A 25461-nucleotide genomic window follows, 5' to 3' on the forward strand; every position below is an offset into this window, starting at 1 on the left:
CAGTGTCCTCTGGTTATCGCTTATTCGTTGTCCCCGGATTCGGCATATCCCCTGCGAATGAAAGCCATGATATTGCGGACCTGAGTGCGGTCGAGGGTGCCGCCCCGTTCACCCTTTTTTGCAAGACGGATCTGACCCGCCTGATCCACGTCGCGAAGCGAGGTCATGGGTTGTTGTAGGCTGTTAGTGAACTGGTTGAAGTAGTCCCGCAGCGCGGCGCTCTCGTTTTCCTGGCGCGCCATGTCTTCGAGAAGCTCTCGCACGCGTTTGTGGATTGCCTCCCGGTAGAAGTCTTCGCCAGCCGGTGCGAAGTCCTCGTTGAGTCCGATAGCGGCGCAGATGAACTCGACGGCTCGATTGATGAAGCCCACCTCGTCGTTCCGATACTCTGGCAAGAAGTGCGGAATCCGACTATTGCTTGCCTTGGTGAGCTTGCCCGTGTCATCGGCGTGCAGCATTTCTTGCAGTGCTAGTACGCCGCAGATGTAGGATTGAAAAAGACTCGGGATCACGCGCTGGATCGCTTGGGTGGCCCAGCGGTCTATGGCCGCGGGCTGGACCATGCGTTCCAGGAATCGGTGGAAAGTGTCGAAGACTTCGATGATGTAGCGGTCGCGGCGTCGCTGCGGCGTGGGGATTAGCACACAGAAACCCACGTGCGTGCGTCCCACACGCGACGAGGCCTGGATGTACTCGGCGATGTCTGAAGGCATGCCAGCGAAGAACATCGAGTTGAACTCCTCGACGTCGACGCCGTGCGAAATCGCTGAGGTGGCGATCACTGAGCGCAATGCTTTTGCAATCGACGGAAGTGGTTCGTCCGGGGCGACGCGATTTTGTGCTTCAGCTACAGTTGCCTGGATCTCGCCTTGTTCGACCGAGCCAGTGATGAGTCGAGTGACCAGCATGTCGAGCACCTTACCGCGCGCGAGGTGTGCTTTGCGCACCTCTTCGGTTTCAGCCGACATCACCTGATCACCACCCTTCTTGTTGGTGACATAGGTGAGGCTGATTCGATGCAGGTCCACCAAGGTGGCAAGTTGTGAAGCGTTGGCTGCGGCAAGATTGGCTTCAAGTGTTGCCCGAATGGGCGAATCAGCAAGATAGGCGATCAATTGTCCACGCGCGGCCGTTTGCGCTGCTGCATCGTCTCCGGTGAGTGCATCGAAGAGCTCAGTAATGGTGAGGTGGAAGGCCGCCAGCACTGAGACCGTAGTAGTCGTGTGCGGACGTCCGTTCGTCATGAAGCCGCAGTAGATGCGGGCAAGCTTCGACCGAAGTTCCACCATGTCCGCGGGCAGTGCAAGACGCTCGGCTTCGTTGCTATCAGGCTCGTCCGGCACGGCATAGAAGGAACGATGAAGGTCGGGCCCTGGGTAGGGAAATTGTAGGGCCGGCACATGGCGCTGGTAGAGGTGTTCAAGCTGGCGCTCGGGTTCCGATACCGTCGCGGTCGCGGTGACCACTTTCGCCCGCCGCCGTTTGCCGTCGGGAGCGACTGCAACGATTTCTCGCATCCAGCGCCCGAGTGTTCCGAGCATCGTATCGAGCGTCGACTCAAACAATCCTGCGAAGGTACCCAGCGACTCATCGAGCAAGTGCGCCTCGTCTTGGATGAGTATCGACGGGAAGGGATCGTGGAAGAGCTTCTTGCCGTTCTCATAGGCTGGGAAGACCTTTTCGCATCCGTATCGATCGGGGCCTTGCGCGCGATGGTCATCGCGCGGTACTTGAAGTCGTCGCGTCGCGGGGTCGAACCACGGTGCGGCGCCAAGCATGCCCATGATGCGCTGAATCGTGAAGGTCGAGTGTCCGATCAGGGCGAGCTTATCGACCGTGCCCAGCAGCACCGAGGGCGCGATATCGTAGATATCGTCATCGCAGATGTAGAAGGGGAGTGGCTGTGTGCCTCCTATGTTGCAGTGGCACTTTGGATTTGTGCACACGTGGGCGAGAGTGCCACCCTGTGCGCTGAAACGCCGCAGGCCGGTCGTGCTTTCGCAGAACGGGCAGCGCGGTAGCTTGATCCATGCCTTGCAGGCCGCATCGTAGTTCGCATCGTCCACGCGAAGCGCCTCCTCACACTTGGCGACATTATCGACCATGGGGATATCGGAGACGCCTTTTGAGTTGTGCCGGTTAGGCGAGCCGCCACTACCGACCCAGAAGCCTATGGAGAAGCGCTCGCCCGCATAACCATGCTTGCAGCGCACGAGTTCGGCTTGGGCAAGCACCGCAGCGGCGCGCTGGGACTGCTGGATCGTGAGCAGGCGCAACGGGTAGCGGATCATGGCTGTGACGCCTAGCGTTTTGCCACGCATCCGGTCGAGGAAGAGCGTGAAGAGCAGGAACCCAAAGAAGGCTTCCGACTTACCACCTCCAGTCGAGAAGTAGAGCAGCGTGACCGCATCGTCGCGCGCTGGGTCGTAGAAGTTCTTGAACTCGGGCATGCGCGAGGCGCTCGAGCACAGACTCGCGAGGATGAAGGCGAGCTGAAAGAGCCGCCACTCCGCCGAGTTGTCGCCGGTGCGCTTCTTCATGAGGTTCGCCATCGACTCATTCATCGCGAGCCAGGCCTCGAAGGGGATTGCACGGGTATCGGCCTGAGGTCCACGTGCATTCCAATATTTGCGTGATTCGCGTAGCAGCTTTACGCCCGAGTGAATTGCCTCGGCTTCAAGCCCCCACAGGCGGAGGTGATCGTTGAAAGCTTCCTCCTCGCGCCTGATCGCTTGTGGGGCATCCTCGATGCCGCGATCCAGCTTGACTTGGGAAGGTAACTCTGCGAGCCAATCCTTGTAGGCATCGTAGATAGCTTCGAGTCCGTCGATGTCCACACGGTTGGCCAGTGCGCGCATGTTGCGCTCGACGCCCGGGTATGAAACCGGCACGATGCGGGGCTGCCTGTAAAGGGGCATCCAGGTAGTAGTGAGTCGCACCGCGCCGCTGCCGCTTTCTCCGCCGTCTGACGGCACTTCGATGACACCGCCGTTGTAGCCAATGGCCGGATAGGTAAGGTATTGGTTGTAGCGATAGCTTGCCTCGACCCGTTCGAGTTTCATCCGGCGAAGCAGCGCTTCTGGGAGACGCACGTCGAGTGCGACTTGGAAGACCGACTCCTCGGTCTCGTCCCGATGCTGGCCCGGGACGTTCGAGTGATTCTCCAGCGCGATGTGTAGGCTAGACGTACCGGGCTCGGCCCAGTTGGGTGCGAGGCTGATGTCCCAACGCAGTTCGATGGACGGTACCGCCGCCCGCCCCGGGCTTTCCTGTACATGCTTCAGATAAGCGGCCCATCCCTCGTATTGGCTGGGCGAGATGCCTCCGTCGCGCGGAAACGCCCGGCCCTTGCCGCCACTATCTGGATCGGCGTCTTCGATCCAGGCTGCCAGGCGCAGCTGAATCGCTTCGTGCATTTGGGCCTCGTGCTCGGCAAGCTTTGCGCCGCGCGCTGCCGCATCCAGGCTCGTGTCGAGTTCTAGTACAAATTCGGGCAAGTCGAGATCCAGACGCTGCCACTTATGCGGGATCTTGATGCGCTCGAAGTGTTCGTCGCAAAGTTTGGGGATCTGTACTTCATCCGGCTCCGCCACCAGCGGGGCGCCGTCCTCGCCGCCTTGCGTGCCTACACCCTGAGCCTCTAGCTGTGGCTCCACATCCTCTGGGGCCGGTTCCTCGGCCCAGCCTGTTTCAAGGCTCAAACCAGGCGGAAGGCCGAGGTCTTTGTAGACCTTTGTTCGTACCTCGTCCTGCATCTGTTTCCAGGTCGAGCACTCTCGCCGACTCTTGTATTGCAGGGCCAAGGGCTCCCATGCTGCTTTCTCTGCTTCCCGCAGCAGTGAACGCAGTCGCCTGGCCGTCTCGGTGCGCATTTGAAGGCGCAGCTTGCAATCCGGTCTGGTCTTCAAATCCTCTTCGGTTGGCAGCACGCGCAAGTAGAGGCTTGCCTGGGGTTTGATCCGAACGGTGCCCTTGTCTTTTTTGCCTACCAGCAGGTCAAGGCCGTGGCCGGAGATCCAGATCGGGCTGGTGACCTCGTCGCCGTCATCTATGCCCCGACGTGGCAGCAGAAAACCCGAAGAGAGCAGCGCGCTCGGCTTAGTGCCATAGATGATGCAGCCGAACTCCTCGCCGCCGCGGATTCGGGCGTGCACAATGTTCAGGATAGCCTCGGCTACACCTTCCTTGATGGAAGTCGCGATTTCTTTCGGGTTTGCGCGTAGTTCAGCCATGATTATCCTCGGAAGTCGTAGCAGGCAGGTGCACGTCGCAGACGGTGAGCACGTTCTCCATCGCCCTGCGCCTTAGTGCATCCACCGTGTCGCGGGTAAGGTCGGTATGGGCAATGACGGAATCGGGCTCGAACAGGATTCGTGAGTAGATGTCGCTCAGCCAGCGCCCACCCATGCGTCGGGCGGTGCGAAGCGGCCTTATCAGAAAGTCCCAGTTCATCTGGGTCTCCGGCTCGCTGAATTCGAGCGCCTTGCTGAATACACGAAACACTCGGTAATCGCGCGGGGCCTGAGGTGCAAGATCCTCGAACGGAGTGTCCGGTGAGTAATCCAGTTTGACCCAATAGCTCAGGTTAGCGGCTTCGGTGGCCACTTCGCTGTCGATGCTTTGAATCTTTTCGAGCAGCAGTCGCTTCTGCGAGGTGCGCCCGTGCGTCGGGTCGAAATAACGGTTAAACCTCTCGATGACGGTTTTGTGGTAGTTGCGCAGGCTCGCCTCGTAGTCAGTGAGATGTCCGAGGCTTATGCCTTTTTCCTGCAGTGTTTCTTCGATGAGCGCGCGCAGATCGGCCGACATCACGAAGATTCGATGGCCGACCGTCAGTTCGGAGATCGGCATGGCATGAAAGCCTGAATACCCGTCGGCGGCCCTTTCTGGGTCGTAGGCGTAGACAAGTGCATTGGCACCGCGCAGCAGCAAATGACCGTCTTCGAGTTCCACCAGTACCGAATGTTGGTCCTTGAGTTCAGGATCGTTCTCCTCGAACGAAGATATTCTGAAGCGCGGCTGCCAGAGATCCATGTCTTCCAGTAGTGAACGACCGGCCACTGCAAACTGCTCCTCAATTGCCCTGAGAATCTCACCCACGCGTTCATGAAACACCTCGAATGCAGGCATGGTCATCAGTGGAGCAAGCGTGAACCTGAGTTGACGGGCCACCGGGGCTGTGAGCAAGAGCACAACCTCCTTGCAAGGCAGCTTGCCGCAGACCAGGCTTCGGATGACCTCCGCGCTGGCATCTGTCTGCACGAGGCGATCTGCCTCAATCTCCCGGGTTTCGAGGGGAATATCGGTTGTAAGCACCCGCACATCCGCCAGGGTTTTTTCCGCTTCAGACCGCGGCCGCGCGAGGAAGCGCTCAAGTGCGGCTTGGTGGAGTGCACCGTTTACCGCGACGACTGACTTGCGTCCGTTGCTGGTCGCATTGAGAAGTTCGCTTTCTAGTGCGTGTCCCAGTGGCGTCGCCTTGCGGTAAGTTTCGACCAGCCGATCGGTCTTGCTGAGCAGTGCCTTCAGCCTGGTTTGCTCGCCCTGCGCCTGACCGTCATTGATGAATTGGATCAGGTCAGCCTTGAAATGGGACCAATCGTTCGCGGTGATCACTCCAACCGATTTACCTGAGCGGTGTAGCTCTACCATCAACGCATGCAGGCTACCCGGTAGCCGCGAAGCCTTGGCGATGAAGGCAAGCGCGTTTCTGACCGGCGTGGCGTCGGTACCACCCTCTTCGAGCCGTCTGACGCAGTAATAAAAATCCTCGATGAGCTCTTCGGCTTCGAAATCTGTTATGTGCACCCGAAGATCGCATTCAGGCACGTGTACCTCGACCGGATCGTCCTCACGGGCGAGGCCTGAGTCGAGACGAGGATGTACGAAACCTTGAGGTTTGAACCATCGTTCCGGAGGATCATCCGGAAATTCGCGACGCAGTGCAGCCAATAGCCGGGTCATATTACGAGGCTCGTCGGTCAGCACCAGGAAACCGGGGCAGGATGAGTGGAATATCTCGCGCACCAGCCGGATGAGCATCACAACACTCTCACGCCAGTGCCTGATAGGCTTGGTTGTCTTCCAACTGGCATCAATCAGCACCACCTCGGGTGGAGGGCCGTTGCGCTTTAGCTTTCGGAGCGTATCGACAATGTCGTCTTCCGAGAGCTGGTAGCCCAAGGAAAAGATCGCATCGGGTGCCGTCTCGGGCGCACCCATCTCGGGGAATACGTCGTTCTTGAGTGCGTTGCTGTGCTTGCGCCCAGATAGTTTCGAGCGGATGCGCGAGTAGAAGCGCGGGGAGTAGTCCGACCAGGGCTGATCGGCGACTTCCTGGTAGAAGTGGGGAAGTAGCTCGTTCACGGTCGGGCGGATGGAGTTTTCGCGCAGGCCGTATTTCACACTATTGACCGTGAAGAGGAAGGCATCCTTCGCGGGGAAGCTTTCCTTTACTGTCTCGTTATGATCGTGGCCCCCGTACTCGACGATCTGCTTTGCGAGCTTCACGAGCCGCGAGCGGCTCACGAAAACGTGATTGAGCGGGTAGAAGCTGTTGTGCTTGCTGGGATAATGCAAGGCGCGCACGCCTCGCTTGTAGCCGGCTTCCCAGCGGGTGAAACAGGCGAGCGCATGGATCAACGTGGCGGCTTCCGGGCGCCCAGGCCACGCGAGCGCGACGTTCGCACTCTTGCGCGCTGCTGTCTCCAAGTAGAGCGAGACGAGTTCGCGCATGGCCGGAGCCAGCGTCTTTACGTGCTCGTCGTCCCTGTCGGCGAAGTAACGTAGCTGCGTGCCTGCCAGTGGTTCTTCCCCTTCTTCTGGCTTCTCTTCTTGGCCGACCTCAGCCGTAACAGACTTCTCCGGACAGCTGGTTTTCCCCATGGTTTCCTTCCCTCTGATCATGCCCTTTACTGCAACTCACAATGACAGGCACGAGGCCGAAGCCGGCGCGTACCGCAGACTCGATGTCACTGCCCGCGGTAAGGTGTTCCAGAACCACATCCGGGTCAGGCAGGGGCAGAAGCTGAAGTTCGTAGACTGAGACGTTGGTAACGCCCGACATGATCCGAAAAAGGCGGTCAACGGTGTGCGTACGCAGAATCGCGCACAATGTTTCGGCATCGACACGTCCGCCTTCGAAGTTTTGCTCGATGAGGCAGACGTGGTTTTCTCCGACCACCCCCCCGAATTCATCATAGACGGCCAGAGGGACGGGGGCGCACACCAGCCGGTGCGTCTGATCGTCCGAGGTCACGCGCTGCACGGCGACGGTGGGTCGGCGCACGACGTGCGCGGTGGGTTTTGCGCCGACTTCGATATAGCGCGCCTGCGTCCCGCTACCCTCGGCAAGCGTCATCACACCTGCTTTGGAGATGTCGCTTTGCCAGATCATCGGCACCACGCAGGCGCCTTTACGGATATGGAGACGCTTCGCGTAGCGCTGTCGCTTATCGCGATGAATGACGATCTGTCCGGTCCTCGGCACATAGCCGTAGGTAGCGAGCGCGTGTTTAGGCGTCTGACCCGTGAACAAGGGCAGGAGCTGGACGTCGATTGCGCTGCGCGGAAGGAGCCATGGCGCATCCCCCACGGGCAGGCGCACCTCCCCGGTTGGCTGCCAGATACCGTCAGTCGCCAGCAGATTTACCTGCGTGGACGCATCCGCCGCAGCACCTTTTTGCCAGACGGTGATCGCCGCATCCTGTTCTGCCGAGAGGAATATGCCGTGTTTGTCGTGAATGAGATCCACCTGCCGGACATGTCCGGTTGAACTCAGGGCCTGACGCAGTGCAGAGAACGAGCGGCCGGAGACAAAACTCATTGGCGTCAGAAAAACTGCTGAACCGCCTTCCTGCAGAAGTCCCATCGCGCGCCCGATAAAAAGTGTGTACAGGTTGGGCTGGCCGAGCATCAAGTGGCCAAGCTCCTCTCGGTAGGGCTGTGCTTCGGCGGCAGTCATCTTGCGGTAGGGTGGGTTGCAGAGCACCACGCGATAGCTACCAACCGGCAGACAGGGCGAGCTGAGTCCGTCATCGACCGTCACGACGAAACTTGGCTCGCGTCTGGCGGCTGTGATGTGCTCGACGAGCACCATGCGCAAGAAGCCTGTCGAGAGCTCGCACAGTAGAGGGTCGATGTCGGTGCCATGCAAATTTGCTTCGATGTAGGCGAGGATCTCTTCGCTGGTGCGCCCCCTTTCCTGCAGCCGACGCGCGATGCGATCAGCAGCTGGAGCAAGAAAGGCAGCCCCACCGCAGGCTGGGTCGACGACCGGGCCCTCGAGGAGGCTTTCCGCAGCAGCATCAATTAGGCGTAGTGCGAGGAGGGGGGAGGTAAAGTACATCGCTTGCTGCTTACGCTGGGCCTTGCCGACCATCACCGCATAGGCTGAACTCAGCCAGAAGGCGCCCGTAAGCGTGTCGCGCGGCAAGAGCCACTCTTCCACGAATTGGGTGACGGCCTTCATTTGCAGCATTACCCGGTCGCAGGTTGGAGGAGCTAGCTGCGGAGTGGCTTGACTCATCCACTGTGCCAACAGCGCTCGGGCGAGTTCATCCGGCGCGTGCCCTTCGGCTACGCATGTGGACAGGCTCCGGCAAAAACGCTGAAAGCGAACTCGTTCAGTCAGGTTCAGCTGCATATGTTGTATCCCGTTGAAGCGATACGTCCCCAATAGTGGTGATTACTCTAGCCCTTCAGCTTGGGACTGTAAGACATTTTGATGTGTTGGATACCCACCGTGGCGCTGATCGAGGCACCCCATGACGCCAATCTGCTTCGAATTGGACATTGTTAACGGAGAGATAGTGTATAGAATTACAGACGCAAGGCTGTGATTGTCCAGTTACTGTCTAGGAATGAAGACGCTATGAGTATCAAAGCGCAGACTGACCAGGTGATCTCTGCATCCGTTGGCAAGCACATACAGATACTGCGCCTAAAAAAAAATATCAGCCTGGAAGATTTAGCTAAGGAAGCAGACATCAGTCGTCAGACGCTGCATCTTTTGCTAAATCATGGGAAAGGCACGTTGATGAATTTGATATCCGTACTCAGAGCTATTAATGAGCTAGAGCGATTGAGCTCGTTGTTGGAGGACATTCGGCCCAGCCCATTGCAGATCATTCGAATGGAAGGCAAAAAACGCCAGAGGGCATCAGGCCGTCGAATGGCAGCTGATGAAAATACTGGCGCGTCTATTAACTCGAAAAAAGCCACAGATTGGTGATCCGAGCTGTGACGCCGACAATTCGTGAGCCTATCTAGCCTTGCTGGAGAGAATCGTTAGTGAGAAACCCGACTTGAGTACCAACATCATCACAAAAGAAGGGCACGAGGCTTTGAGGCAAGAGCTCGACTTCCTTTGGCGAGAGAAACGTCCTGACACGACTCGAAAAGTCACTTGGGCGGCCTCGCTGGGTGACCGTAGTGAAAATGCTGACTACCAGTACAACAAAAAGCTGCTGCGAGAAATTGATCGCCGTGTCCGATACCTTCGTAAAAGGCTCGAGGATGTGCGGGTTGTTGAGTATTCGAGCGAGCAGGAGGGAAGGGTTTTTTTCGGGGCTTGGGTCGAAATTGAAAACGAAGCGGGTGAAATCAAGAAATTTAGAGTGGTGGGGTATGACGAAATCTACGGCCGTAACGATTACATTTCGATCGACTCGCCGATGGCACGTGCACTTTTGAAGAAGGAGGTGGGCGACGAGGCTGTTGTTCAGACCCCGGGCGGAGAAATGTTGTGGTGGATTAACGATATTTTTTACGAAAAATAGTATGTGTTTTTGAGTATGGCTACTATTTTTGAGTGCCAGGGTTTAAAGGCTTTCAGACAAAATAGTATGGAAAGTGCGGTGCTTGGCCGTACTCGGCGTTTTCCGAACGATCGCCCTGCGCCGCCGCCTCGCTGACCGACTGCGTTACCTGAGGCCGCCGTACATGCCAGAGATCATGAAACTCGGCCCGCATCCGCGCTTCACCTTCGGGGGTGATCAGCGCGGTGCCGGCGGTGCGGGGAGGGCGATAACGACTCATGGCGACTTCTTGTGGTTGAGACTTGGGTCAGAGCGCTTGAGTTTATCAACCCTCGCGCAAGACTGTCAGGGGGCTGGCATTCAAGGCGCGGCGCGTGCCGAACACGCCGGCACCGCCGATCAGCAAGGCGCCGATCAGCGGCATTACCAACAGCCATGGATGCGGGTGCCAGGGCAGGTCGAAGGCGTAACGGTAGAGCACCAGGCTCACCAGTTCCGAACCCAGTGCGGCCAACAACCCGCTGACCGCGCCAAGCAGGCCGAACTCGATACGTCGGGCCCTGATCAGCAACTGCCGTTCGGCGCCTAGCGCTCGCAGCAACGCGCCTTGGCGGATGCGTTCATCCAGTGTCGCCTGCAAGCCGGAGAACAACACCGCCATCCCTGCCGCCAGCACAAACAACAACACGTATTCCACCGCCAGGGTGACCTGGGCGAGGATGCTGCGCAGCTGCGCCAACAAGGCTTCGACTTGCAGAATGGTCACCGCCGGAAAACTGCGGGACAGGTCGACGATCTGCTGGTCGTGGCCAGCCGCCAGATAGAAACTGGTCAGGTAGGTCGCCGGCAGATCCTTCAAGGTGCCAGGCTGGAAGATCATGAAAAAGTTCGGCTGGAAGTTGTCCCAGTTGATCTCCCGCAGGCTGGTGACTTTCGCCTCCCGATTGACCCCGCCAACGCTAAATACCATGTGATCGCCGAGCTTGAGCTTGAGGCTTTCGGCGACTTTACCTTCCACCGAAACACCGGGTACTTCATCCGCGGGTTGCTGATCCCACCAGTTGCCGGCGGTGATTTTGTTGCCCGTCGGCAGGTCGGCCGCCCAGGTCAGGCTGAGGTCGCGTTGGATGGCTCGATCACCGGCCGAATCCTTGCTGACGATGTCCTGCACCGGTTCGCCATTAATGCTGATCAGCCGTCCCGGCACCACCGGATACAGCGGCGCCGATTGTGCCGACAACTCCATCAATCGATCGGTAAAGGCCTGTTTGTCTGCCGGCAGAATGTTCAGGGCGAAATAGTTCGGAGCGTTTTTCGGTAACTGGTTCTGCCAGGTGTCGAGCAATTCGCCGCGCAGCAACGCAATCAATGCCATCGACAGCAGAATCAAACCGAAGGCCAGGGATTGACCCGCGGCTGCCAGGGGATGACGCAGCAATTGCCCCAACCCCAGGCGCCATGGCAATGAGGCGCGCGCGAGCATCCGGCGCAGACTTTTGAGCAGCAGTAATAGCAAGCCGCCCAACACCAGCGCCGCAATTACACCACCGCCGAGCAGGGCGAAGGTCAGCACCAGGTCCAGGCTCAGGCGCCACATGATCAGGCCGAGGGCGCCCAACGCCGCGCCATACACCATCCAGGTGCTGGACGGAATTGGCAGCATGTCGCGACGCAACACCCGTAACGGTGGCACTCGACCCAAAGCGGCCAGTGGTGGCAGGGCGAAGCCGGCCAGCGCGACCAGCCCGGTGCCGATTCCGGCGATGGCCGGCAGCAGGCCGCCCGGTGGAACGTCGGTCGGCAGTAAGTCACGCAGCAGCGCAAACAGTCCGAGCTGCGCGAGCCAGCCGAGCAGGGCGCCGCTAATGCTGGCGAGCAGTCCGAGTACCGTCAGTTGCAGACTGAACAGCACCATGGTTTCCCGGCGGGACAGACCCAGGCAGCGCAGCAACGCACTGGCATCGAATCGGCGGGTGGCGAAGCGTGTCGCCGACAACGCTACCGCCACGCCGGACAGCAGAACCGCCACCAGACTGGCCATGTTCAAGTAACGTTCGGCCTTGCCCAGGGCACCGCCGATCTGCCGGTTGCCATCGCGTGCATCCTGGATGCGCTGGTTGGCGGCCAGCCCGGGTTTGATCAACTGACGATAGGTTTCCAGCGCCTGAGCGTTACCGCGCCAGAGTTCGCGATAACTGACCCGGCTGCCGGGTTGCACCACGCCGGTTGCCTCGAGATCACTGAGGTTGATCAGCACCCGTGGCGTCAGGCTGTAGAAATTGCCGGCACGATCCGGTTCGTAGGTCAGCACCCGCGCCAGTGTCAGGGTTTTCATGCCGACGTCGATGCTGTCGCCGATCTTCAAGTCCAGTGCAGTCAGCAGTCGCGCTTCGACCCAGGCTTCGCCGGGTTTCGGACCGCCACCGGGTTCTTCCGGTGCGAAGGGCGCGGGGGCGCTTTTCAGTTCGCCGCGCAGCGGGTAGACGTCATCGGCGGCTTTGATGCTGGACAGCTGAATGCCGTTGTCGGTGGCGATGACGCTGGAAAACTCCACCACCTGAGCGTGCTCAAGACCCAGCTCGGTACCACTTCTGATCTGTTCGGGCCGCGCCGGCGAACTGCCTTCGAGCAGCAGGTCGGCACCGAGAAACTCGGTGGCACGCAGCATCATGGCGCCGTTCAGGCGGGCACCGAAGTAGCCGATGGCGGTACTCGCCGCCACGGCCACCAGTAAGGCAAAGAACAACACGCGCAACTCACCGGCGCGGGCATCGCGCAATAGTTGGCGGATGGCGAGACTGAACAGGCGCAACAGCGGCAGGCGTGCCATCAAGGCTCCAGAGGGGCGACCAGCAGGCCGGCTTCAAGGCGGATCAGGCGCCGGCAGCGATGTGCCAGGCGTTCGTCGTGGGTCACCAGCACCAGGGTCGTGCCGCTTTCCTTGTTGAGTTCGAACAACAGATCGCTGATGCGCTCGCCGGTGTGGCTGTCGAGGTTGCCGGTGGGTTCATCGGCGAACAGCACGTCGGGCTCGGCGGCGAAGGCCCGGGCAATCGCCACGCGCTGCTGCTCGCCACCGGAGAGCTGACGCGGTGAGTGGGTCAGGCGTTGGCCCAGCCCGACCCGTTGCAGCAGTTCGGTGGCACGCTCTCGGGCGTCTTTGCGGCCATCGAGTTCCAGCGGCAGCATGACGTTTTCCAGTGCGTTGAGGCTGTCGAGCAGTTGGAATGACTGGAAGACAAAACCCACGTGCTCGGCGCGGATGCGCGCGCGCTGGTCTTCGTCGAGATTGCTCAGGCCTTGTCCGGCGAGGGTGACTTCGCCACTGCTCGGCAGGTCAAGGCCGGCAAGCAAGCCCAGGAGGGTAGATTTGCCGGAACCGGACGCGCCGACGATGGCCAGGCTGTCGCCCTTGTTCAGTTCCAGGCTGAGTTCGTGCAGGATAGTCAGTTCACCTTCCGCGCTGGGAACCACTTTGCTGAGGTTCTTCGCGGTGAGAATGCTTGCGCCCATGGAGAATCCGATGCGTGTGTGGTTTTTGAGTGCTGGCCTGGCCTTGATGTGCATGGCCCAGAACGCAGCGGCGGGTACTGTCCTGATCGTTGGCGATAGTATCAGCGCCGGTTTCGGCCTGGATACCCGCTTGGGGTGGGTGTCTTTGCTCGAGCAACGGCTCAAGCGCGAAGGTTTCGACGATAAGGTGGTCAATGCGTCCATCAGCGGCGACACCAGTGCCGGAGGCCGGGCACGCCTGCCGGCGCTGCTTGCAGAGCATAAACCTGCGCTGGTTATCCTCGAGTTGGGAGGCAATGACGGCTTGCGCGGAATGCCGCCAACACAATTGCAACAAAATCTTGCGTCGATGATCGACAGCTCCCGCGTCAGTGGCGCCAAGGTGCTGTTGCTGGGCATGCAATTGCCACCCAATTACGGTGTGCGTTACACCCAGGCATTTACCGAGGCTTTCACCAAGGTGGCCGACGAGAAAAAAATCCCGCTGGTGCCGTTTTTTCTCGACGGCGTGGGCGGTCATCCGGACCTGATGCAATCCGACGGCCTGCACCCGGCGGCGGGGGCTCAGGGCAAGTTGCTGGAAAATGTCTGGCCGACACTGAAACCGCTGCTTTGACGCTTTTCTAGCGGCGGTGTTTCGGCTAAGGTGGCGCCCCCGATTTGGAGCCCCCGATGCCGCGTCCTGCCTGGTCCCTTTTTGCCTATCAACTGATCGAGCCTGACGAACAGCTGGATCTGTTCGCCTGCCAGGAAGTGCGGGTGCATCTGGTGACCCGTCAGCTGGAGCTGGGCGGCTCGGCGGACCGAACCTTGTGCGGCAGCCTGTTGCCGGCGCAACCGCGCTGGTCGAGCGTCGACCGCACAGTGTTCCAGGACCAGCGCCTGTGTTCACTGTGCCGAGCCATCCTGGAATCACAAAAACGCGGCACCTCGCCAATCTGGCCTGAGTTGCGGTTCGAGCTGTAGCCCCGGTGGCGAGGGGGCTTGCCTGTGGCGAGGGAGCTTGCTCCCGTCGGACTGCGAAGCAGGCCCAAATTTCAATCACCGGGTTCTGCAGTCAAAACGCATTTACCGGTTTCGCGACGGCTACGCCGCCGAACGGGAGCAAGCTCCCTCGCCACAGGAAAGCTTCCACCATAGGCAATCCCCCTCGCCGCAGGTCTTGCATCTCCCCGAAATAACGGGCGGCGGTGTACAATCGGGTTTTTATACCCTTGTCGATCATGCGAAGGATTTTCCGGATGTTGCCGCGCTTTCCCGCCGTCACCCGCTGCCTGTCTCTTGCCGCCCTCTGCGTGGCGGGTCCTGTTGCAGCATTGGAGTTGCCCCTGCCACCACCTGGTGAAGACATCGTCGGCCAGGTGCAAGTGATCAAGGCCAAGTACGAAGACACCTTCGCCGACCTTGGTACTACCTACGATCTGGGCTACTCGGAAATGGTCGCGGCCAACCCTGGGGTCGATCCATGGCTGCCGGGCGCGGGGACCGAAATCGTCTTGCCGACGCGTTTCATCCTGCCGCCGGGCCCCCGTGAAGGTATCGTCATCAACCTGGCTGAATACCGCCTTTACTATTTCCCCAAAGGCCGGAACGTGGTGTACACCTTCCCGTTGGGTATCGGTCGTGAAGGCTGGGGGTCGCCGATTGCCCATACCAGCATCACCGCCAAGACGCCGAACCCTACCTGGACCCCTCCAGCGTCGATCAAGGCCGAGCACGCCGCCGATGGCGACCCGCTGCCCAATGTGGTGCCGGCAGGCCCGGACAACCCGTTGGGGCCGTTCAAATTCACCCTGGGCACTCCGGGCTACCTGATCCACGGTTCGAACAAGAAGTTCGGCATCGGCATGCGCACCAGCCACGGTTGCTTCCGCATGTTCAACAACAACGTGCTGGAAATGGCCAGCATGGTGCCGGTAGGCACGTCGGTGCGCATCCTCAACGACCCGTACAAGTTCGGCCTCAGTGGCGGCAAGGTTTATCTGGAAGCGCACACGCCGCTGGACGACAAGGGCAACCCTTCGGTGGTCGACAAGCACACCGCAGTGATCAACGCGATGCTCAAGCGTGAGGACATCACCAATAACTTGCGCATGAACTGGGATGTAGTGCGTGACGTCGTCGCCGCTGAAGATGGCCTGCCGGTGGAAATCGCTGTGCCGGGTACGGCGGCACCGATGGTCTCGAGTGCGCCGATCGACCTGCAGCAGTAACGCTTGAAAAAACCCGCCGACGCAGGCCGCGTCGGCGGGTTTTTTATTGCCTGCACAAACATCAGGCAATAAAAAAGCCGACCCAAAAAATGGGTCGGCTTGATAACAATCCCGAGGGATTATTACTTGCGGCTAGCTTTTTCCAGCATGCGCAGAGCACGCTCGTTAGCTTCGTCAGCAGTCTGTTGTGCTTTTTGAGCAGCAGCCAGAGCTTCATCAGCTTTACGGTAAGCTTCGTCTGCACGAGCCTGGGAGCGAGCTGCTGCGTCTTCAGTAGCAGTCAGACGTGCTTCGGTTTCTTTCGATACGCTGCTGCAACCGGTAGCCAGAACTGCGGCCAGAGCCAGAGCAGAGAATTTCAGAACGTTGTTCATCGTGTTCCCCTTCAAGGACTTTCTATTAAGTAGCTGTCTCCTCAGAGTGAGGAAATAGCCGGCGTACATACTACCCATTACTTGTAGTAAGTAAACTGACGTAGAGCAAGAAGCAAAAAAAATTGTAGGCGTTGATTCTTTTTCGAGCAACTTTTAACTGCGTTGTATAAAAAATATCCAGCTGCGAGGCCCGAACAGAGCGATCCGTCCGGAAAAAGTTCCCGGTGGCGGCAGCTGTTTTTCAGTCTTGGCTAAAGTCTGTCTAGATGGATTCGTCCACACTTTTGTTCGATTTTTGCGCAGCCGCTCTCATATCTTTTATCCATGTTGAGGTGACTTAAACAAAGGGCGCTCGTCTTAAGTCTCAATGTCCGGCAATGTTCAGGCTTCGATCCGGGAGGATCTTTCGGTCGAGCCGTCTCTGCGTAACCCGGAGCAACACCCCGCCACCCCATGCATGATGACGAGTGTACCTTGAGCATTTCTGCCAATGGTGCCTACTATTTGATACGTGTCCGGTTGCGCGAGATTGGTGCGGCTCTTCTCGGTGTCCATTCAGGCACGGGGTGGCGTAGATGTTCCTTCGCCGGAAAAACATCGGTAAGGTAGGGGTCAGAATTAAAGACCCGCGAGGAGTAGTGATGAGCGAGGCGTTGTCCATCCACCATGACCAGGCTGGTCATCAGTTCGAGACCACTGTGGACGGTTATCGTGCCTACCTGACCTATATGGATCTGGGGAAACAGACCCTGGATATTTATCGCACATTTGTGCCCAATGCATTACGCGGTCGCGGCATCGCGGCGGCATTGACCGAGCAGGCTCTGCAGTACGCCGAGGAAATGGGCTACACGGTCATTCCATCGTGCTCCTACGTGGAGCGCTACATGGAACGTCACCAGCGGCATGCCGCCAAGCTGTGAACAAAGCGAACGCATAAAAAAACGCCAGGTTTAAGCCTGGCGTTTTTTTATGCGTGAAACGGCGATCAGCTGCGATCGCGTTTCGGCAGCACATCCTTGAGCTTGGCGTGCATACTGCGCAAGGTGTTTTCGGTGGCGGTCCAGTCGATGCAGGCATCGGTGATCGATACGCCGTATTGCAGGTCGGCGAGGTCTTTCGGGATCGCCTGGCAGCCCCAGTTCAGATGACTTTCGACCATCAGGCCGATAATCGACTGGTTGCCTTCAAGGATCTGGTTGGCGACGTTCTCCATCACCAGCGGTTGCAGGGCCGGGTCCTTGTTGGAGTTGGCGTGGCTGCAATCGACCATGATATTCGGCTTGATCTTGGCCTTGTTCAGCGCTTGCTCGCAGAGCGCGACGCTGACCGAATCGTAATTCGGCTTACCGTTACCGCCGCGCAATACCACGTGACCGTAGGCGTTGCCCTTGGTGGTGACGATCGATACGCCACCTTCCTGGTTGATGCCCAGGAACCGATGCGGGCTGGAAACCGATTGCAGGGCGTTGATGGCCACTGTCAGGCCGCCATCGGTGCCGTTCTTGAAGCCGACAGCCGAGGACAGGCCGGAAGCCATTTCACGGTGAGTCTGGGATTCGGTGGTACGCGCGCCGATCGCCGACCAGCTGATCAGGTCCTGCAAGTATTGCGGGGAGATCGGGTCGAGGGCTTCGGTCGCGGTCGGCAGGCCCATCTCGGCCAGGTCCAGCAGCAACTGACGACCAATGTGCAGGCCATCCTGAATCTTGAACGAGTCGTCCAGGTACGGGTCGTTGATCAAGCCTTTCCAGCCGACGGTGGTGCGTGGCTTTTCGAAATACACGCGCATGACCAGATACAGGGTATCGGACACTTCGGCCGCGAGCACTTTCAGGCGCTCGGCGTATTCGTGCGCAGCCTTGATGTCATGGATCGAGCACGGCCCGATCACGACGAACAGGCGGTGGTCGGTGCCATCAAGAATGTTACGAATGACTTCGCGGCCCTTGGTAACGGTGCGCAGGGCAGCGTCGCTCAGAGGGATATCACGCTTGAGCTGATCGGGAGTGATCAGGGTCTCGTTGGAGGCGACGTTAAGGTCGTTGATCGGTAAATCAGCCATCGTTTACTCGTCAGGTCACGGGTGCCGGCCGCCAGCGATCCCCGCGCGGCGGAGCACAGCAAATTTAAGCGCGTCGGGGGAGCCCGAACCTTAGCGCGTTACACCGTGGCTCGACAATGGGCAGACGCCGGTTTCGGGAGCATTCTCCATTAGTTTCGTGGCGGGGAAACTAATTGAGAACAACCCTAGCTCAGCGCTGGCTGTGCAAATGCCCGGCGAACCGTGTCGTGGGAGAATTCGTCGGCGTGTTGCTGGACCCATTCGAGGGCCAGTGCCTGGTTGTCGTGCAAGTCGGTATGGATGTCATGCATGCGGCAATAACGTTCGATCTGACACACCTGTTCCCCCATCCGCGCACAGAACAGTGTGTGTTCGTCAACGAAAGCAATACCCACCAGATAACCGCGTTTTCGTCGCAGGCACCAAGCCACATAGCCCAGATAACGCAGGTCCGGGTTCACGGTCGGCATGCGCACTTCCAGCGCCGTACCGTGGCGCCACGCGCGGTGGTAATTGCAAGCCATGCCGCCGAGGCTGATAGTGTGCAGCTGTTGCCGCGAAATACACTCATGTTTGAGCAGCGTTAATTCAACGGGTACATCGCCAGGATGAGGAAGATAACGTCCCATGAACACGGACTCCCTGTGTCGGCCATTTGACATTGTTCCTCCCAGTATAGTGGTCGAACTGGAACTGACCGATTTCGATGCCGACCAACGGCTGCTGGCGATGAGCGGCATTTCCCTGGTGGTTTTTACCAGCGTGGGCTGCGCCGGTTGTCGTTTTGCCCGTGAGCAATTGCCCGGACTGGATCTGGCGGTCGATCGACTGTGCTGGATCGACGCCGGAAACAATGGCGGGGTGGTCGAGCGGTATCGGGTTTTTCATTTGCCGGCGCTGTTTTTGGTGCGCGATGGTGAGTTCTTCGGGGCGCTACAGTCGCGTCTGACCCGCTCGGCGCTCAATGAAGCTGTGGGCCAGGCGTTGAGTCGACAAGCAGAGGAGTTGCCATGACTGGCACAGTAACCAGGCCGACCATCGGCATTATCGGGACCGGCGCGATCGGTGGTTTCTACGGGTTGATGCTGGCACGTGCCGGCTTCGATGTGCATTTTCTGTTGCGCAGCGAGTTTTCAGCGGTGGCCGAACGCGGCTTGCAGCTCGACCATGCGTCATTGGGCCCGCTGGCCCTGAACCCGGTCCAGGCATACTCGTCGGCAGCAGACATGCCGCCCTGTGACTGGTTGCTGGTGGGCGCCAAGACCACCCAAAACGCCGACCTGGCACCGGCCATTATTCAAGCCGCGGCACCCGATGCCAAAGTACTGCTGCTGCAAAATGGCCTGGACGTCGAAGACAGCCTGCGTGAGTTGCTCCCCGATTCGCTGTACCTGCTCGGCGGGCTTTGCCTGATCTGCGTTCATCGTGCCGGCCCCGGGGTCATCACCCATCAGGCGCTCGGGTCGGTGAATGTCGGCTACCACAGCGGCCCCGCCAACGATGAACAGGCACGCATGAGTATCGTCGAGGAGGGCGCCGGGCTGTTTCACGCGGCCGGCATCGACGCCCAGGCCATGCCCAACCTGCATCAGGCACGCTGGCAGAAACTGGTCTGGAATATCCCCTACAACGGTCTGTCGGTTCTGCTCGGGGCCAGTACCACGCCATTGATGGCGGATGCCGACAGCCGCGCACTGATTCAGGCCCTGATGGCCGAAGTGGTTCAGGGAGCCAAGGCCTGTGGTCACGACATGCCAGCGGGTTACGCCGATTATCTGTTCAAGATGACCGAGAAAATGCCCGACTATTGGCCAAGCATGCACCACGACTTTCTGCACAAACGGCCCCTGGAACTGGACGCGATCTACACTCGACCGCTGGCAGCGGCGAAAGCGGCAGGATGCGAGTTGCCGCGAATCGAGGCCTTGTATCGCAGCTTGAGTTTTATCGATCGACGTAATCATTGAGTCGATCAAAAGGACTGTTCAGCAGATAGCATTGCGGCTTAACGGATTGGGCATTAGGGGAAAGGCATGGCAAATGGCATAGACGACAAACTGGTGCTGGCGATTTCTTCGCGGGCGCTGTTTGACTTGAGCGAGAGCCACAAGGTCTATCTGTCGAGCGGCGTCGAGGCCTATCGGCAGTACCAGATCGAACACGAGGACGAAATTCTCGAACCCGGCGATGCATTCCCGTTAGTGGAAAAACTCCTGAACCTGAACGCCCGTCTTGGCCGCGCCCGGGTCGAGGTGATCCTGGTGTCACGCAACAGCGCCGACACCGGCCTGCGGGTTTTCAACTCGATTCATCACTATGGCCTGGCGATCTCGCGTGCGGCATTTGTCGGCGGGCGCAGCCCTTATCCGTACCTCAAGGCCTTTGGCTGCGACCTGTTTCTTTCGACCCACGCCGAAGACGTGCGCAATGCGCTGGATGCCGGATTTGCCGCAGCAACTATTCTGTCGGGCGGTGCCAGTCGCGCCGCCAGCGATGAACTGCGCATTGCATTCGACGGTGACGCGGTGCTGTTTTCCGACGAGTCGGAGCGGGTCTACCAATCGGGAGGCCTTGAGGCGTTTCAGGCCAGCGAGCGTGAGGCGGCCCGCGAGCCTTTGCGCGGCGGGCCGTTCAAAGGCTTCCTCGCAGCCCTCAATCTGTTGCAGCGCGAGTTCCCCGATGACGCCTGTCCGATCCGCACCGCGCTGGTGACTGCACGCTCGGCACCGGCCCATGAACGGGTGATCCGCACTTTGCGTGAATGGGATATTCGTCTGGACGAATCGCTGTTCCTTGGCGGCCTGACCAAATCGGCTTTTCTCGAAGCCTTTGCTGCCGACGTATTTTTCGACGATCAGGCCGGCCATTGCGAACTGGCCCGCGAAGTGGTCGCCACTGGTCACGTACCGCATGGCATCAGTAACGAGCCGTCGATTTAAAGCCCTGGTTCAATGCGTTGCGCCGGACGCCGGACGCCGGACTCGCCATGGCACTGCTAAGCTGAATCAATCTCCGCCATGTTGGCATTCAAGGAGGTCCCAATGATTCATTCGATGCTGTATGCCACCGACCTCGGTCTGTATGCACCTTTTGTGATGCAGCACGCGTTGGCACTGGCTCGAACATTCAATGCCGATTTGTATGTGGTGCACGCGGTTGAGCCGATGGGGTTGTTCGCCGAATCGGTGCTTCAAAGTTACCTCGATGAGGAGGCCTTGAACGAGTTTCACAGTCAGGGCCTGGATACGGTGATTGCCAATATCCAGCAGCGGGTACTCGACAGCTTTCGCGAAGAACTGGGGGATGAGGGGGACCAGGACCTGGAACGGATTCGGGCAGTGCGCGTGTTGCAGGGCGATCCGTCGCAGGTGATTCTCGAACAGGCGCAGAAACTCTCGGTGGATTTGCTGATCCTAGGAAGTCACACCCATGGCGCCAGCGCGGAAACGCCGCTGGGCCGAACCGCTACGCGAGTGTTGCAACTGGCCAGGGTGCCAGTCTATCTGGTGCCGCTGGTGGAGCGTCGCCGCAAAGGGGATCGCTAGGACACGAATAATGGCATTTTGATAAAAAAGTTCTAGATTTATTATTCGAACCATTAATATAGTTATATACCGTCGCTGATGCCCGTGGCGTCTACCTGCTTTGAGGGATTCATATGAAGCTTCAACAATTGCGCTACATCTGGGAAGTGGCGCACCACGACCTCAACGTTTCTGCTACCGCCCAAAGCCTCTACACCTCGCAACCGGGCATCAGCAAACAGATCCGTCTGCTGGAAGACGAATTGGGGGTCGAGGTTTTCGCCCGCAGCGGTAAGCACCTGACCCGCGTTACCCCGGCCGGCGAGCGCATTATCACTACTGCCGGTGAGATCCTGCGCAAGGTTGAAAGCATCAAGCAGATCGCCCAGGAATTCTCCAACGAGAAAAAAGGCACCCTGTCGATCGCCACCACTCACACCCAGGCGCGTTATGCGTTGCCGCCAGTGATCAGCAATTTCATCAAGCAATACCCGGATGTTGCCCTGCACATGCACCAGGGGTCGCCGATGCAGATCGCCGAAATGGCCGCTGACGGCACCGTCGATTTCGCCATCGCCACCGAAGCGCTGGAGCTGTTCGGTGACCTGGTGATGATGCCGTGCTATCGCTGGAACCGCTGTGTGGTCGTGCCTCAGGGCCACCCGCTGACCAAGCTGTCGAAGCTGACCCTCGAAGCCCTGGCCGAATACCCGATCGTGACCTACGTGTTCGGTTTCACCGGCCGTTCGAAACTCGATGAAGCCTTCAGCCACCGTGGCCTGACACCGAAAGTGGTGTTCACCGCCGCCGACGCCGACGTGATCAAGACGTACGTTCGCTTGGGTCTGGGCGTGGGCATCGTGGCGAAAATGGCGGTCGACACCAAGCTCGATAGCGACCTGGTGGTACTCGATGCCAGCGAGTTGTTCGAATCCAGCATTACCAAAATCGGTTTCCGTCGTGGCACTTTCCTGCGTGGCTTCATGTGCGATTTCATCGAGAAATTCGCCCCGCACCTGACCCGCGAAGTCATGGCCAAGGCCATTCAGTGCCACAACAAGCAGGAACTGGAAGAGCTGTTCGACGGGGTCGAACTGCCAGTTCATTAATCGCTAAACCACCTCGGTGACAGAAAACTGTTGCCGAGCGCCCGCCACCAGAATCTCCACTTCATCCCCTTCGAACTTGCCCAGCAGATTTTTGCCCAGCGGTGAGCGGGGGGTGATGACAGTAATCAGTTGCCCCACCAGATCAACCTTCAATCCGGCCGCGTCGGGGGCCAGGAACAGCCATTGTTCGCGACCCTTTTCGTCTTCCAGGCCGAGCAGGGCGCCGACTTCGATGCCGCGCCGGTCGTCATAAGGGCGCAGTGTCAGGTTCTGGCAGAGGGCCAATGACTGCCTGATTTCCTCCACCCGCCTGGCCTGTCCGGCGGCCAGATAAGACGCCTCCAGCCCCAGGGTGTCGTACTTGTTTTCGGCTATGTTTTCTTCATGCGTCGCCGTTTCATAAGCGGTTTGCGCGGCACGCTCGGCGATATCGAGATCGATCCGCAGCTTGTCGATAATCAGTTGGTGGACGGTCGGCTTGTGCATAGAGAGCTTCATGATCAATCGCAGAATTGCAGGACGTTGGCGCGGCTTTTTTCGTTAGGCGCGGTTTGATCCTGTTGCAGCCAGAACTGGCATTTTGCATTGGACAGGTTGTGTTTACTGCTTCTGGCCTGCTCCACCATTTGCTGCTGCTCGTTCCTGCGCAGGTGTTCCTCGTACTGTTCGAACATCGGGTTCTGCGCAGCGGGTTGTTCAATCACCGGCGGTTTGGCCAGTTGTTCCACCACCTGGGCCAAGGGTGCCAATTGCTCGTTGAACAACAGGCGCCAGGCGAGCCAGCAGGTCAGTGCAATCGCGATAAATCCCAGCCACAAACCGAGGGCGATGCTGCCGGTCAGTTGCAGCGCATTGAGCTGGATCGGCAAGGAGCGGCGCGGGTGGGGACGGTAGGGCATGACTGCCTCCTGGCGGGTGGTCGCGGGCGAGTGGCGATTGTCGCATGAAGATTAATCGTCGTCGGCTCTTCTGCACGGAGTAATTTATGCGGACAATCGGCGCCTTTGCCAACGGGAGCCTGGAATGCCTGAAATGCCTCAAGTGAAAAACCGCTGGCGCTGGGATATTTTTTGCACCGTGGTCGACAACTTCGGCGACATCGGCGTGACCTGGCGCCTGGCCCGCCAACTGGTGGCCGAACATTCAGTGACGGTGCGCTTGTGGGTCGATGACCTGCGGGCTTTCGAGCGGTTGTGTCCAGAAATCGACATCCACGCCACGCAGCAGTGGCAGCAGGGTGTCGAGGTGCGACAGTGGTCAGCGCACTGGCAACCCACCGAAGCCGCCGATGTCGTGATCGCCGCATTCGCCTGCCAGTTGCCGAGTGTTTATATGGAAGCCATGGCCGAACGGGAAAAGCCGCCGCTGTGGATGAACCTCGATTATCTGAGCGCCGAAGACTGGGTCGTCGGTTGTCACGGTTTGCCATCGGTGAAGTTCAAGAACGTGCAGAAGTTCTTTTTCTTCCCGGGTTTTCGCAAGGGCACCGGTGGCTTGCTGCGTGAGAGGGGATTGTTCGAGCGGCGTCGGCAGTTTCAGCAAAGCCCGCAAGCGCAGCGAGAATTCCTGCAAGGCCTGGGGGTTGATCGCGCGCCGAATGCGCAGCTGATCTCGCTGTTTGCCTACGAAAATTCTGGGCTGGCCAGTTGGCTCGACGCGATGGCTGGCGATTCGACGCCTACTCATTTGCTGGTGCCCGAAGGCCGGATTCTCGGCGACGTCGAACGCTGGCTCGGGGTGGACGGGCTGACAGCCGGGGTGCTGCATGAGCGCGACGCCTTGACTGTGCAAGTTCTGCCGTTCGTCCGACAGGATCAATATGACCTGCTGCTGTGGAGCTGCGATTTCAACGCCGTGCGCGGCGAAGACTCCTTTGTCCGCGCCCAATGGGCAGGCCGGCCACTGCTCTGGCACATCTATCGGCAGGACGAAGATATTCATCTGGACAAGCTCGACGCCTTCCTCTCCCTGTATACCCAAGGCCTGTCCAAGCCTGCCGGCGAGGCGATCAGCGGTCTATGGCGTGCGTGGAATGCGGGTGAGACAATGGCCGGGCACTGGAAATCAACCCGCAAACACTGGCCTGAACTGGAAAAACATGCCGAGACATGGTGTCTGGAACAAGCCTTGCAGGCAGATCTTGCCGCAGCGCTGGTACAGTTTTACCTAAATTGGATATGATACGCGGCCTAGATTTTTGTAAATCCCATCCAAATTCGGATATTCGCAATGAAAACTGGTAAAGAACTGAAACCCGGGATGGTTATCCGTCTCGAAAACGATCCTTGGCTGGTTCAGAAAGCTGAATTCACCAAGTCGGGCCGTAACAGCGCGATCATGAAGACCAAGCTGAAAAACCTGCTGACCGGTTACAAGACCGAGATCGTTTACAGCGCCGACGACAAACTGGACGACGTAATCCTCGACCGTAAAGAAGCGACCCTGTCCTTCATCAGCGGCGACTCCTACACGTTCATGGACACCACCGACTACACCATGTACGAACTGAACGCTGAAGACATCGAAGCCGTTCTGCCTTTCGTTGAAGAAGGCATGACCGATGTTTGCGAAGCGATCTTCTTCGAAGAGCGTCTGGTTTCCGTAGAACTGCCGACCACCATCGTGCGTCAGGTTGACTACACCGAAGGTTCCGCTCGCGGTGACACTTCCGGCAAGGTGATGAAGCCTGCCAAACTGAAGAACGGTACCGAGCTGTCGGTTGCTGACTTCATCGAAATCGGCGACATGATCGAGATCGATACCCGCGAAGGCGGTTCCTACAAAGGCCGTGCTAAATAAGCACCGCTTGAGGAATGAAAAAGCCCGACCATTGAGTCGGGCTTTTTTGTGCCTGCTGCTTGTAGGAGCGGTGTTATTTCAGGTCTGCAGCATGGCCGAACGCACC

The 25461-nt window shown here is 58.9% G+C and carries 23 protein-coding genes and 1 pseudogene; 13 read left to right on the forward strand and 11 right to left on the reverse strand.

What is annotated here, in order from left to right:
• Positions 1-20 precede the first annotated feature (20 nt).
• Genes ACZ9BB_RS03690 through ACZ9BB_RS03700 form a run of 3 tightly spaced genes read right to left on the reverse strand, consistent with a single transcriptional unit; the run spans position 21 to position 8644 of the window.
• Positions 21-4232, reverse strand: coding sequence for a helicase-related protein (locus tag ACZ9BB_RS03690; RefSeq protein WP_476212588.1), 4212 nt, complete (start codon positions 4230-4232; stop codon positions 21-23).
• Positions 4225-6885, reverse strand: a complete 2661-nt coding sequence (locus ACZ9BB_RS03695) for a hypothetical protein (RefSeq protein ID WP_476212589.1) — start codon at positions 6883-6885, stop codon at positions 4225-4227. Before ACZ9BB_RS03695 ends, ACZ9BB_RS03690 begins: the two co-directional genes overlap by 8 nt.
• Positions 6845-8644 carry an Eco57I restriction-modification methylase domain-containing protein gene (locus ACZ9BB_RS03700; RefSeq protein WP_476212590.1) on the reverse strand — a complete coding sequence of 600 codons (1800 nt, stop codon included), beginning with the start codon at positions 8642-8644 and terminating at the stop codon, positions 6845-6847. The genes ACZ9BB_RS03695 and ACZ9BB_RS03700 overlap by 41 nt, the downstream gene beginning before the upstream one ends.
• Before the next feature lie 228 nt (positions 8645-8872).
• Between ACZ9BB_RS03700 and ACZ9BB_RS03705 the strand changes: the two genes are divergently transcribed.
• On the forward strand, positions 8873-9232 hold the full coding sequence (locus tag ACZ9BB_RS03705; protein WP_476212591.1) for a helix-turn-helix domain-containing protein: 360 nt from the start codon (positions 8873-8875) through the stop codon (positions 9230-9232).
• A gap of 73 nt (positions 9233-9305) precedes the next feature.
• Positions 9306-9779: a transcription elongation factor GreB gene (greB, locus tag ACZ9BB_RS03710; protein WP_476212592.1), complete on the forward strand. Its 474-nt coding sequence runs from the start codon at positions 9306-9308 to the stop codon at positions 9777-9779.
• 88 nt (positions 9780-9867) lie between these two features.
• On the opposite strand, the pseudogene ACZ9BB_RS03715 reads toward greB, so the two are convergent.
• The 3 genes and pseudogenes from ACZ9BB_RS03715 to ACZ9BB_RS03725 all read right to left on the reverse strand — a co-directional run.
• Positions 9868-10038, reverse strand: a pseudogene (locus tag ACZ9BB_RS03715) (transcription elongation factor GreB); the annotation flags it as partial.
• A gap of 45 nt (positions 10039-10083) precedes the next feature.
• The gene (locus ACZ9BB_RS03720) at positions 10084-12588 is read right to left on the reverse strand and encodes an ABC transporter permease (RefSeq protein ID WP_476212593.1); all 2505 of its coding nucleotides are present in this window, start codon (positions 12586-12588) and stop codon (positions 10084-10086) included.
• Positions 12588-13271, reverse strand: a complete 684-nt coding sequence (locus ACZ9BB_RS03725; protein ID WP_223483782.1) for an ABC transporter ATP-binding protein — start codon at positions 13269-13271, stop codon at positions 12588-12590. Before ACZ9BB_RS03725 ends, ACZ9BB_RS03720 begins: the two co-directional genes overlap by 1 nt.
• A 10-nt stretch (positions 13272-13281) precedes the next feature.
• Here ACZ9BB_RS03725 and ACZ9BB_RS03730 point away from each other — a divergent pair, with 10 nt between their 5' ends.
• The 3 genes from ACZ9BB_RS03730 (at position 13282) to ACZ9BB_RS03740 (ending at position 15484) form a co-directional block, all read left to right on the forward strand.
• Positions 13282-13887 carry an arylesterase gene (locus ACZ9BB_RS03730; RefSeq protein WP_476212594.1) on the forward strand — a complete coding sequence of 202 codons (606 nt, stop codon included), beginning with the start codon at positions 13282-13284 and terminating at the stop codon, positions 13885-13887.
• A 56-nt stretch (positions 13888-13943) separates the two neighbouring features.
• Entirely contained in the window at positions 13944-14237 is a 294-nt protein-coding gene (locus ACZ9BB_RS03735) for a hypothetical protein (protein WP_007899882.1), read from the forward strand.
• Positions 14238-14512: 275 nt separating this feature from the next.
• Positions 14513-15484, forward strand: a complete 972-nt coding sequence (locus ACZ9BB_RS03740) for a L,D-transpeptidase family protein (protein ID WP_476212595.1) — start codon at positions 14513-14515, stop codon at positions 15482-15484.
• A gap of 122 nt (positions 15485-15606) precedes the next feature.
• Here the strand turns inward: ACZ9BB_RS03740 and oprI are convergent, their stop codons facing one another.
• Entirely contained in the window at positions 15607-15858 is a 252-nt protein-coding gene (oprI, locus tag ACZ9BB_RS03745) for an outer membrane lipoprotei OprI (RefSeq protein WP_003172710.1), read from the reverse strand.
• A gap of 641 nt (positions 15859-16499) precedes the next feature.
• On the opposite strand from oprI, the gene ACZ9BB_RS03750 reads away from it, so the two are divergent.
• Positions 16500-16781 (forward strand): GNAT family N-acetyltransferase, encoded by a 282-nt coding sequence (locus tag ACZ9BB_RS03750; RefSeq protein ID WP_030132333.1) that lies wholly within the window; start codon positions 16500-16502, stop codon positions 16779-16781.
• Between the two features lie 65 nt (positions 16782-16846).
• On the opposite strand, the gene ACZ9BB_RS03755 is transcribed toward ACZ9BB_RS03750, so the two are convergent.
• Both ACZ9BB_RS03755 and ACZ9BB_RS03760 read right to left on the reverse strand, forming a co-directional pair.
• Positions 16847-17923, reverse strand: coding sequence for a 3-deoxy-7-phosphoheptulonate synthase (locus tag ACZ9BB_RS03755; RefSeq protein ID WP_008009435.1), 1077 nt, complete (start codon positions 17921-17923; stop codon positions 16847-16849).
• Between the two features lie 185 nt (positions 17924-18108).
• Positions 18109-18552: a PilZ domain-containing protein gene (locus ACZ9BB_RS03760; protein WP_476212597.1), complete on the reverse strand. Its 444-nt coding sequence runs from the start codon at positions 18550-18552 to the stop codon at positions 18109-18111.
• On the opposite strand from ACZ9BB_RS03760, the gene ACZ9BB_RS03765 reads away from it, so the two are divergent.
• From ACZ9BB_RS03765 to cysB, 5 genes are all read left to right on the forward strand, one after another.
• Entirely contained in the window at positions 18551-18937 is a 387-nt protein-coding gene (locus ACZ9BB_RS03765; RefSeq protein WP_476212598.1) for a thioredoxin family protein, read from the forward strand. The genes ACZ9BB_RS03760 and ACZ9BB_RS03765 overlap by 2 nt on opposite strands.
• Positions 18934-19890: a putative 2-dehydropantoate 2-reductase gene (locus ACZ9BB_RS03770; protein WP_476212599.1), complete on the forward strand. Its 957-nt coding sequence runs from the start codon at positions 18934-18936 to the stop codon at positions 19888-19890. The genes ACZ9BB_RS03765 and ACZ9BB_RS03770 overlap by 4 nt, the downstream gene beginning before the upstream one ends.
• Before the next feature lie 66 nt (positions 19891-19956).
• Positions 19957-20862: a 5'-nucleotidase gene (locus ACZ9BB_RS03775; protein ID WP_476212600.1), complete on the forward strand. Its 906-nt coding sequence runs from the start codon at positions 19957-19959 to the stop codon at positions 20860-20862.
• Positions 20863-20964: 102 nt separating this feature from the next.
• Entirely contained in the window at positions 20965-21468 is a 504-nt protein-coding gene (locus ACZ9BB_RS03780) for a universal stress protein (RefSeq protein WP_476212601.1), read from the forward strand.
• Between the two features lie 113 nt (positions 21469-21581).
• Entirely contained in the window at positions 21582-22556 is a 975-nt protein-coding gene (gene cysB, locus ACZ9BB_RS03785; RefSeq protein WP_007899921.1) for an HTH-type transcriptional regulator CysB, read from the forward strand.
• Between the two features lie 3 nt (positions 22557-22559).
• On the opposite strand, the gene ACZ9BB_RS03790 is transcribed toward cysB, so the two are convergent.
• Positions 22560-23042, reverse strand: coding sequence for a GreA/GreB family elongation factor (locus ACZ9BB_RS03790; protein WP_476212602.1), 483 nt, complete (start codon positions 23040-23042; stop codon positions 22560-22562).
• Positions 23043-23056: 14 nt separating this feature from the next.
• On the reverse strand, positions 23057-23455 hold the full coding sequence (locus tag ACZ9BB_RS03795; protein WP_476212603.1) for a hypothetical protein: 399 nt from the start codon (positions 23453-23455) through the stop codon (positions 23057-23059).
• Positions 23456-23579: 124 nt separating this feature from the next.
• Between ACZ9BB_RS03795 and earP the strand changes: the two genes are divergently transcribed.
• Positions 23580-24737, forward strand: coding sequence for an elongation factor P maturation arginine rhamnosyltransferase EarP (gene earP, locus ACZ9BB_RS03800; RefSeq protein WP_476212604.1), 1158 nt, complete (start codon positions 23580-23582; stop codon positions 24735-24737).
• Between the two features lie 48 nt (positions 24738-24785).
• Positions 24786-25355: an elongation factor P gene (locus ACZ9BB_RS03805; protein ID WP_007899917.1), complete on the forward strand. Its 570-nt coding sequence runs from the start codon at positions 24786-24788 to the stop codon at positions 25353-25355.
• Positions 25356-25461: the final 106 nt, after the last annotated feature.

The organism is Pseudomonas sp. TE3552, assembly GCF_056278945.1.

Bases quoted from the DNA above. Each gene is read 5' to 3' on its own strand.
- ACZ9BB_RS03690 (WP_476212588.1), bottom strand. From the start codon at position 4,232: ATGGCTGAACTACGCGCAAACCCGAAAGAAATCGCGACTTCCATCAAG.
- ACZ9BB_RS03695 (WP_476212589.1), bottom strand. From the start codon at position 6,885: ATGGGGAAAACCAGCTGTCCGGAGAAGTCTGTTACGGCTGAGGTCGGC.
- ACZ9BB_RS03700 (WP_476212590.1), bottom strand. From the start codon at position 8,644: ATGCAGCTGAACCTGACTGAACGAGTTCGCTTTCAGCGTTTTTGCCGG.
- ACZ9BB_RS03705 (WP_476212591.1), top strand. From the start codon at position 8,873: ATGAGTATCAAAGCGCAGACTGACCAGGTGATCTCTGCATCCGTTGGC.
- ACZ9BB_RS03720 (WP_476212593.1), bottom strand. From the start codon at position 12,588: ATGGCACGCCTGCCGCTGTTGCGCCTGTTCAGTCTCGCCATCCGCCAA.
- ACZ9BB_RS03725 (WP_223483782.1), bottom strand. From the start codon at position 13,271: ATGGGCGCAAGCATTCTCACCGCGAAGAACCTCAGCAAAGTGGTTCCC.
- ACZ9BB_RS03730 (WP_476212594.1), top strand. From the start codon at position 13,282: ATGCGTGTGTGGTTTTTGAGTGCTGGCCTGGCCTTGATGTGCATGGCC.
- ACZ9BB_RS03735 (WP_007899882.1), top strand. From the start codon at position 13,944: ATGCCGCGTCCTGCCTGGTCCCTTTTTGCCTATCAACTGATCGAGCCT.
- ACZ9BB_RS03740 (WP_476212595.1), top strand. From the start codon at position 14,513: ATGTTGCCGCGCTTTCCCGCCGTCACCCGCTGCCTGTCTCTTGCCGCC.
- oprI (WP_003172710.1), bottom strand. From the start codon at position 15,858: ATGAACAACGTTCTGAAATTCTCTGCTCTGGCTCTGGCCGCAGTTCTG.
- ACZ9BB_RS03750 (WP_030132333.1), top strand. From the start codon at position 16,500: ATGAGCGAGGCGTTGTCCATCCACCATGACCAGGCTGGTCATCAGTTC.
- ACZ9BB_RS03755 (WP_008009435.1), bottom strand. From the start codon at position 17,923: ATGGCTGATTTACCGATCAACGACCTTAACGTCGCCTCCAACGAGACC.
- ACZ9BB_RS03765 (WP_476212598.1), top strand. From the start codon at position 18,551: ATGAACACGGACTCCCTGTGTCGGCCATTTGACATTGTTCCTCCCAGT.
- ACZ9BB_RS03760 (WP_476212597.1), bottom strand. From the start codon at position 18,552: ATGGGACGTTATCTTCCTCATCCTGGCGATGTACCCGTTGAATTAACG.
- ACZ9BB_RS03770 (WP_476212599.1), top strand. From the start codon at position 18,934: ATGACTGGCACAGTAACCAGGCCGACCATCGGCATTATCGGGACCGGC.
- ACZ9BB_RS03775 (WP_476212600.1), top strand. From the start codon at position 19,957: ATGGCAAATGGCATAGACGACAAACTGGTGCTGGCGATTTCTTCGCGG.
- ACZ9BB_RS03780 (WP_476212601.1), top strand. From the start codon at position 20,965: ATGATTCATTCGATGCTGTATGCCACCGACCTCGGTCTGTATGCACCT.
- cysB (WP_007899921.1), top strand. From the start codon at position 21,582: ATGAAGCTTCAACAATTGCGCTACATCTGGGAAGTGGCGCACCACGAC.
- ACZ9BB_RS03790 (WP_476212602.1), bottom strand. From the start codon at position 23,042: ATGCACAAGCCGACCGTCCACCAACTGATTATCGACAAGCTGCGGATC.
- ACZ9BB_RS03795 (WP_476212603.1), bottom strand. From the start codon at position 23,455: ATGCCCTACCGTCCCCACCCGCGCCGCTCCTTGCCGATCCAGCTCAAT.
- earP (WP_476212604.1), top strand. From the start codon at position 23,580: ATGCCTGAAATGCCTCAAGTGAAAAACCGCTGGCGCTGGGATATTTTT.
- ACZ9BB_RS03805 (WP_007899917.1), top strand. From the start codon at position 24,786: ATGAAAACTGGTAAAGAACTGAAACCCGGGATGGTTATCCGTCTCGAA.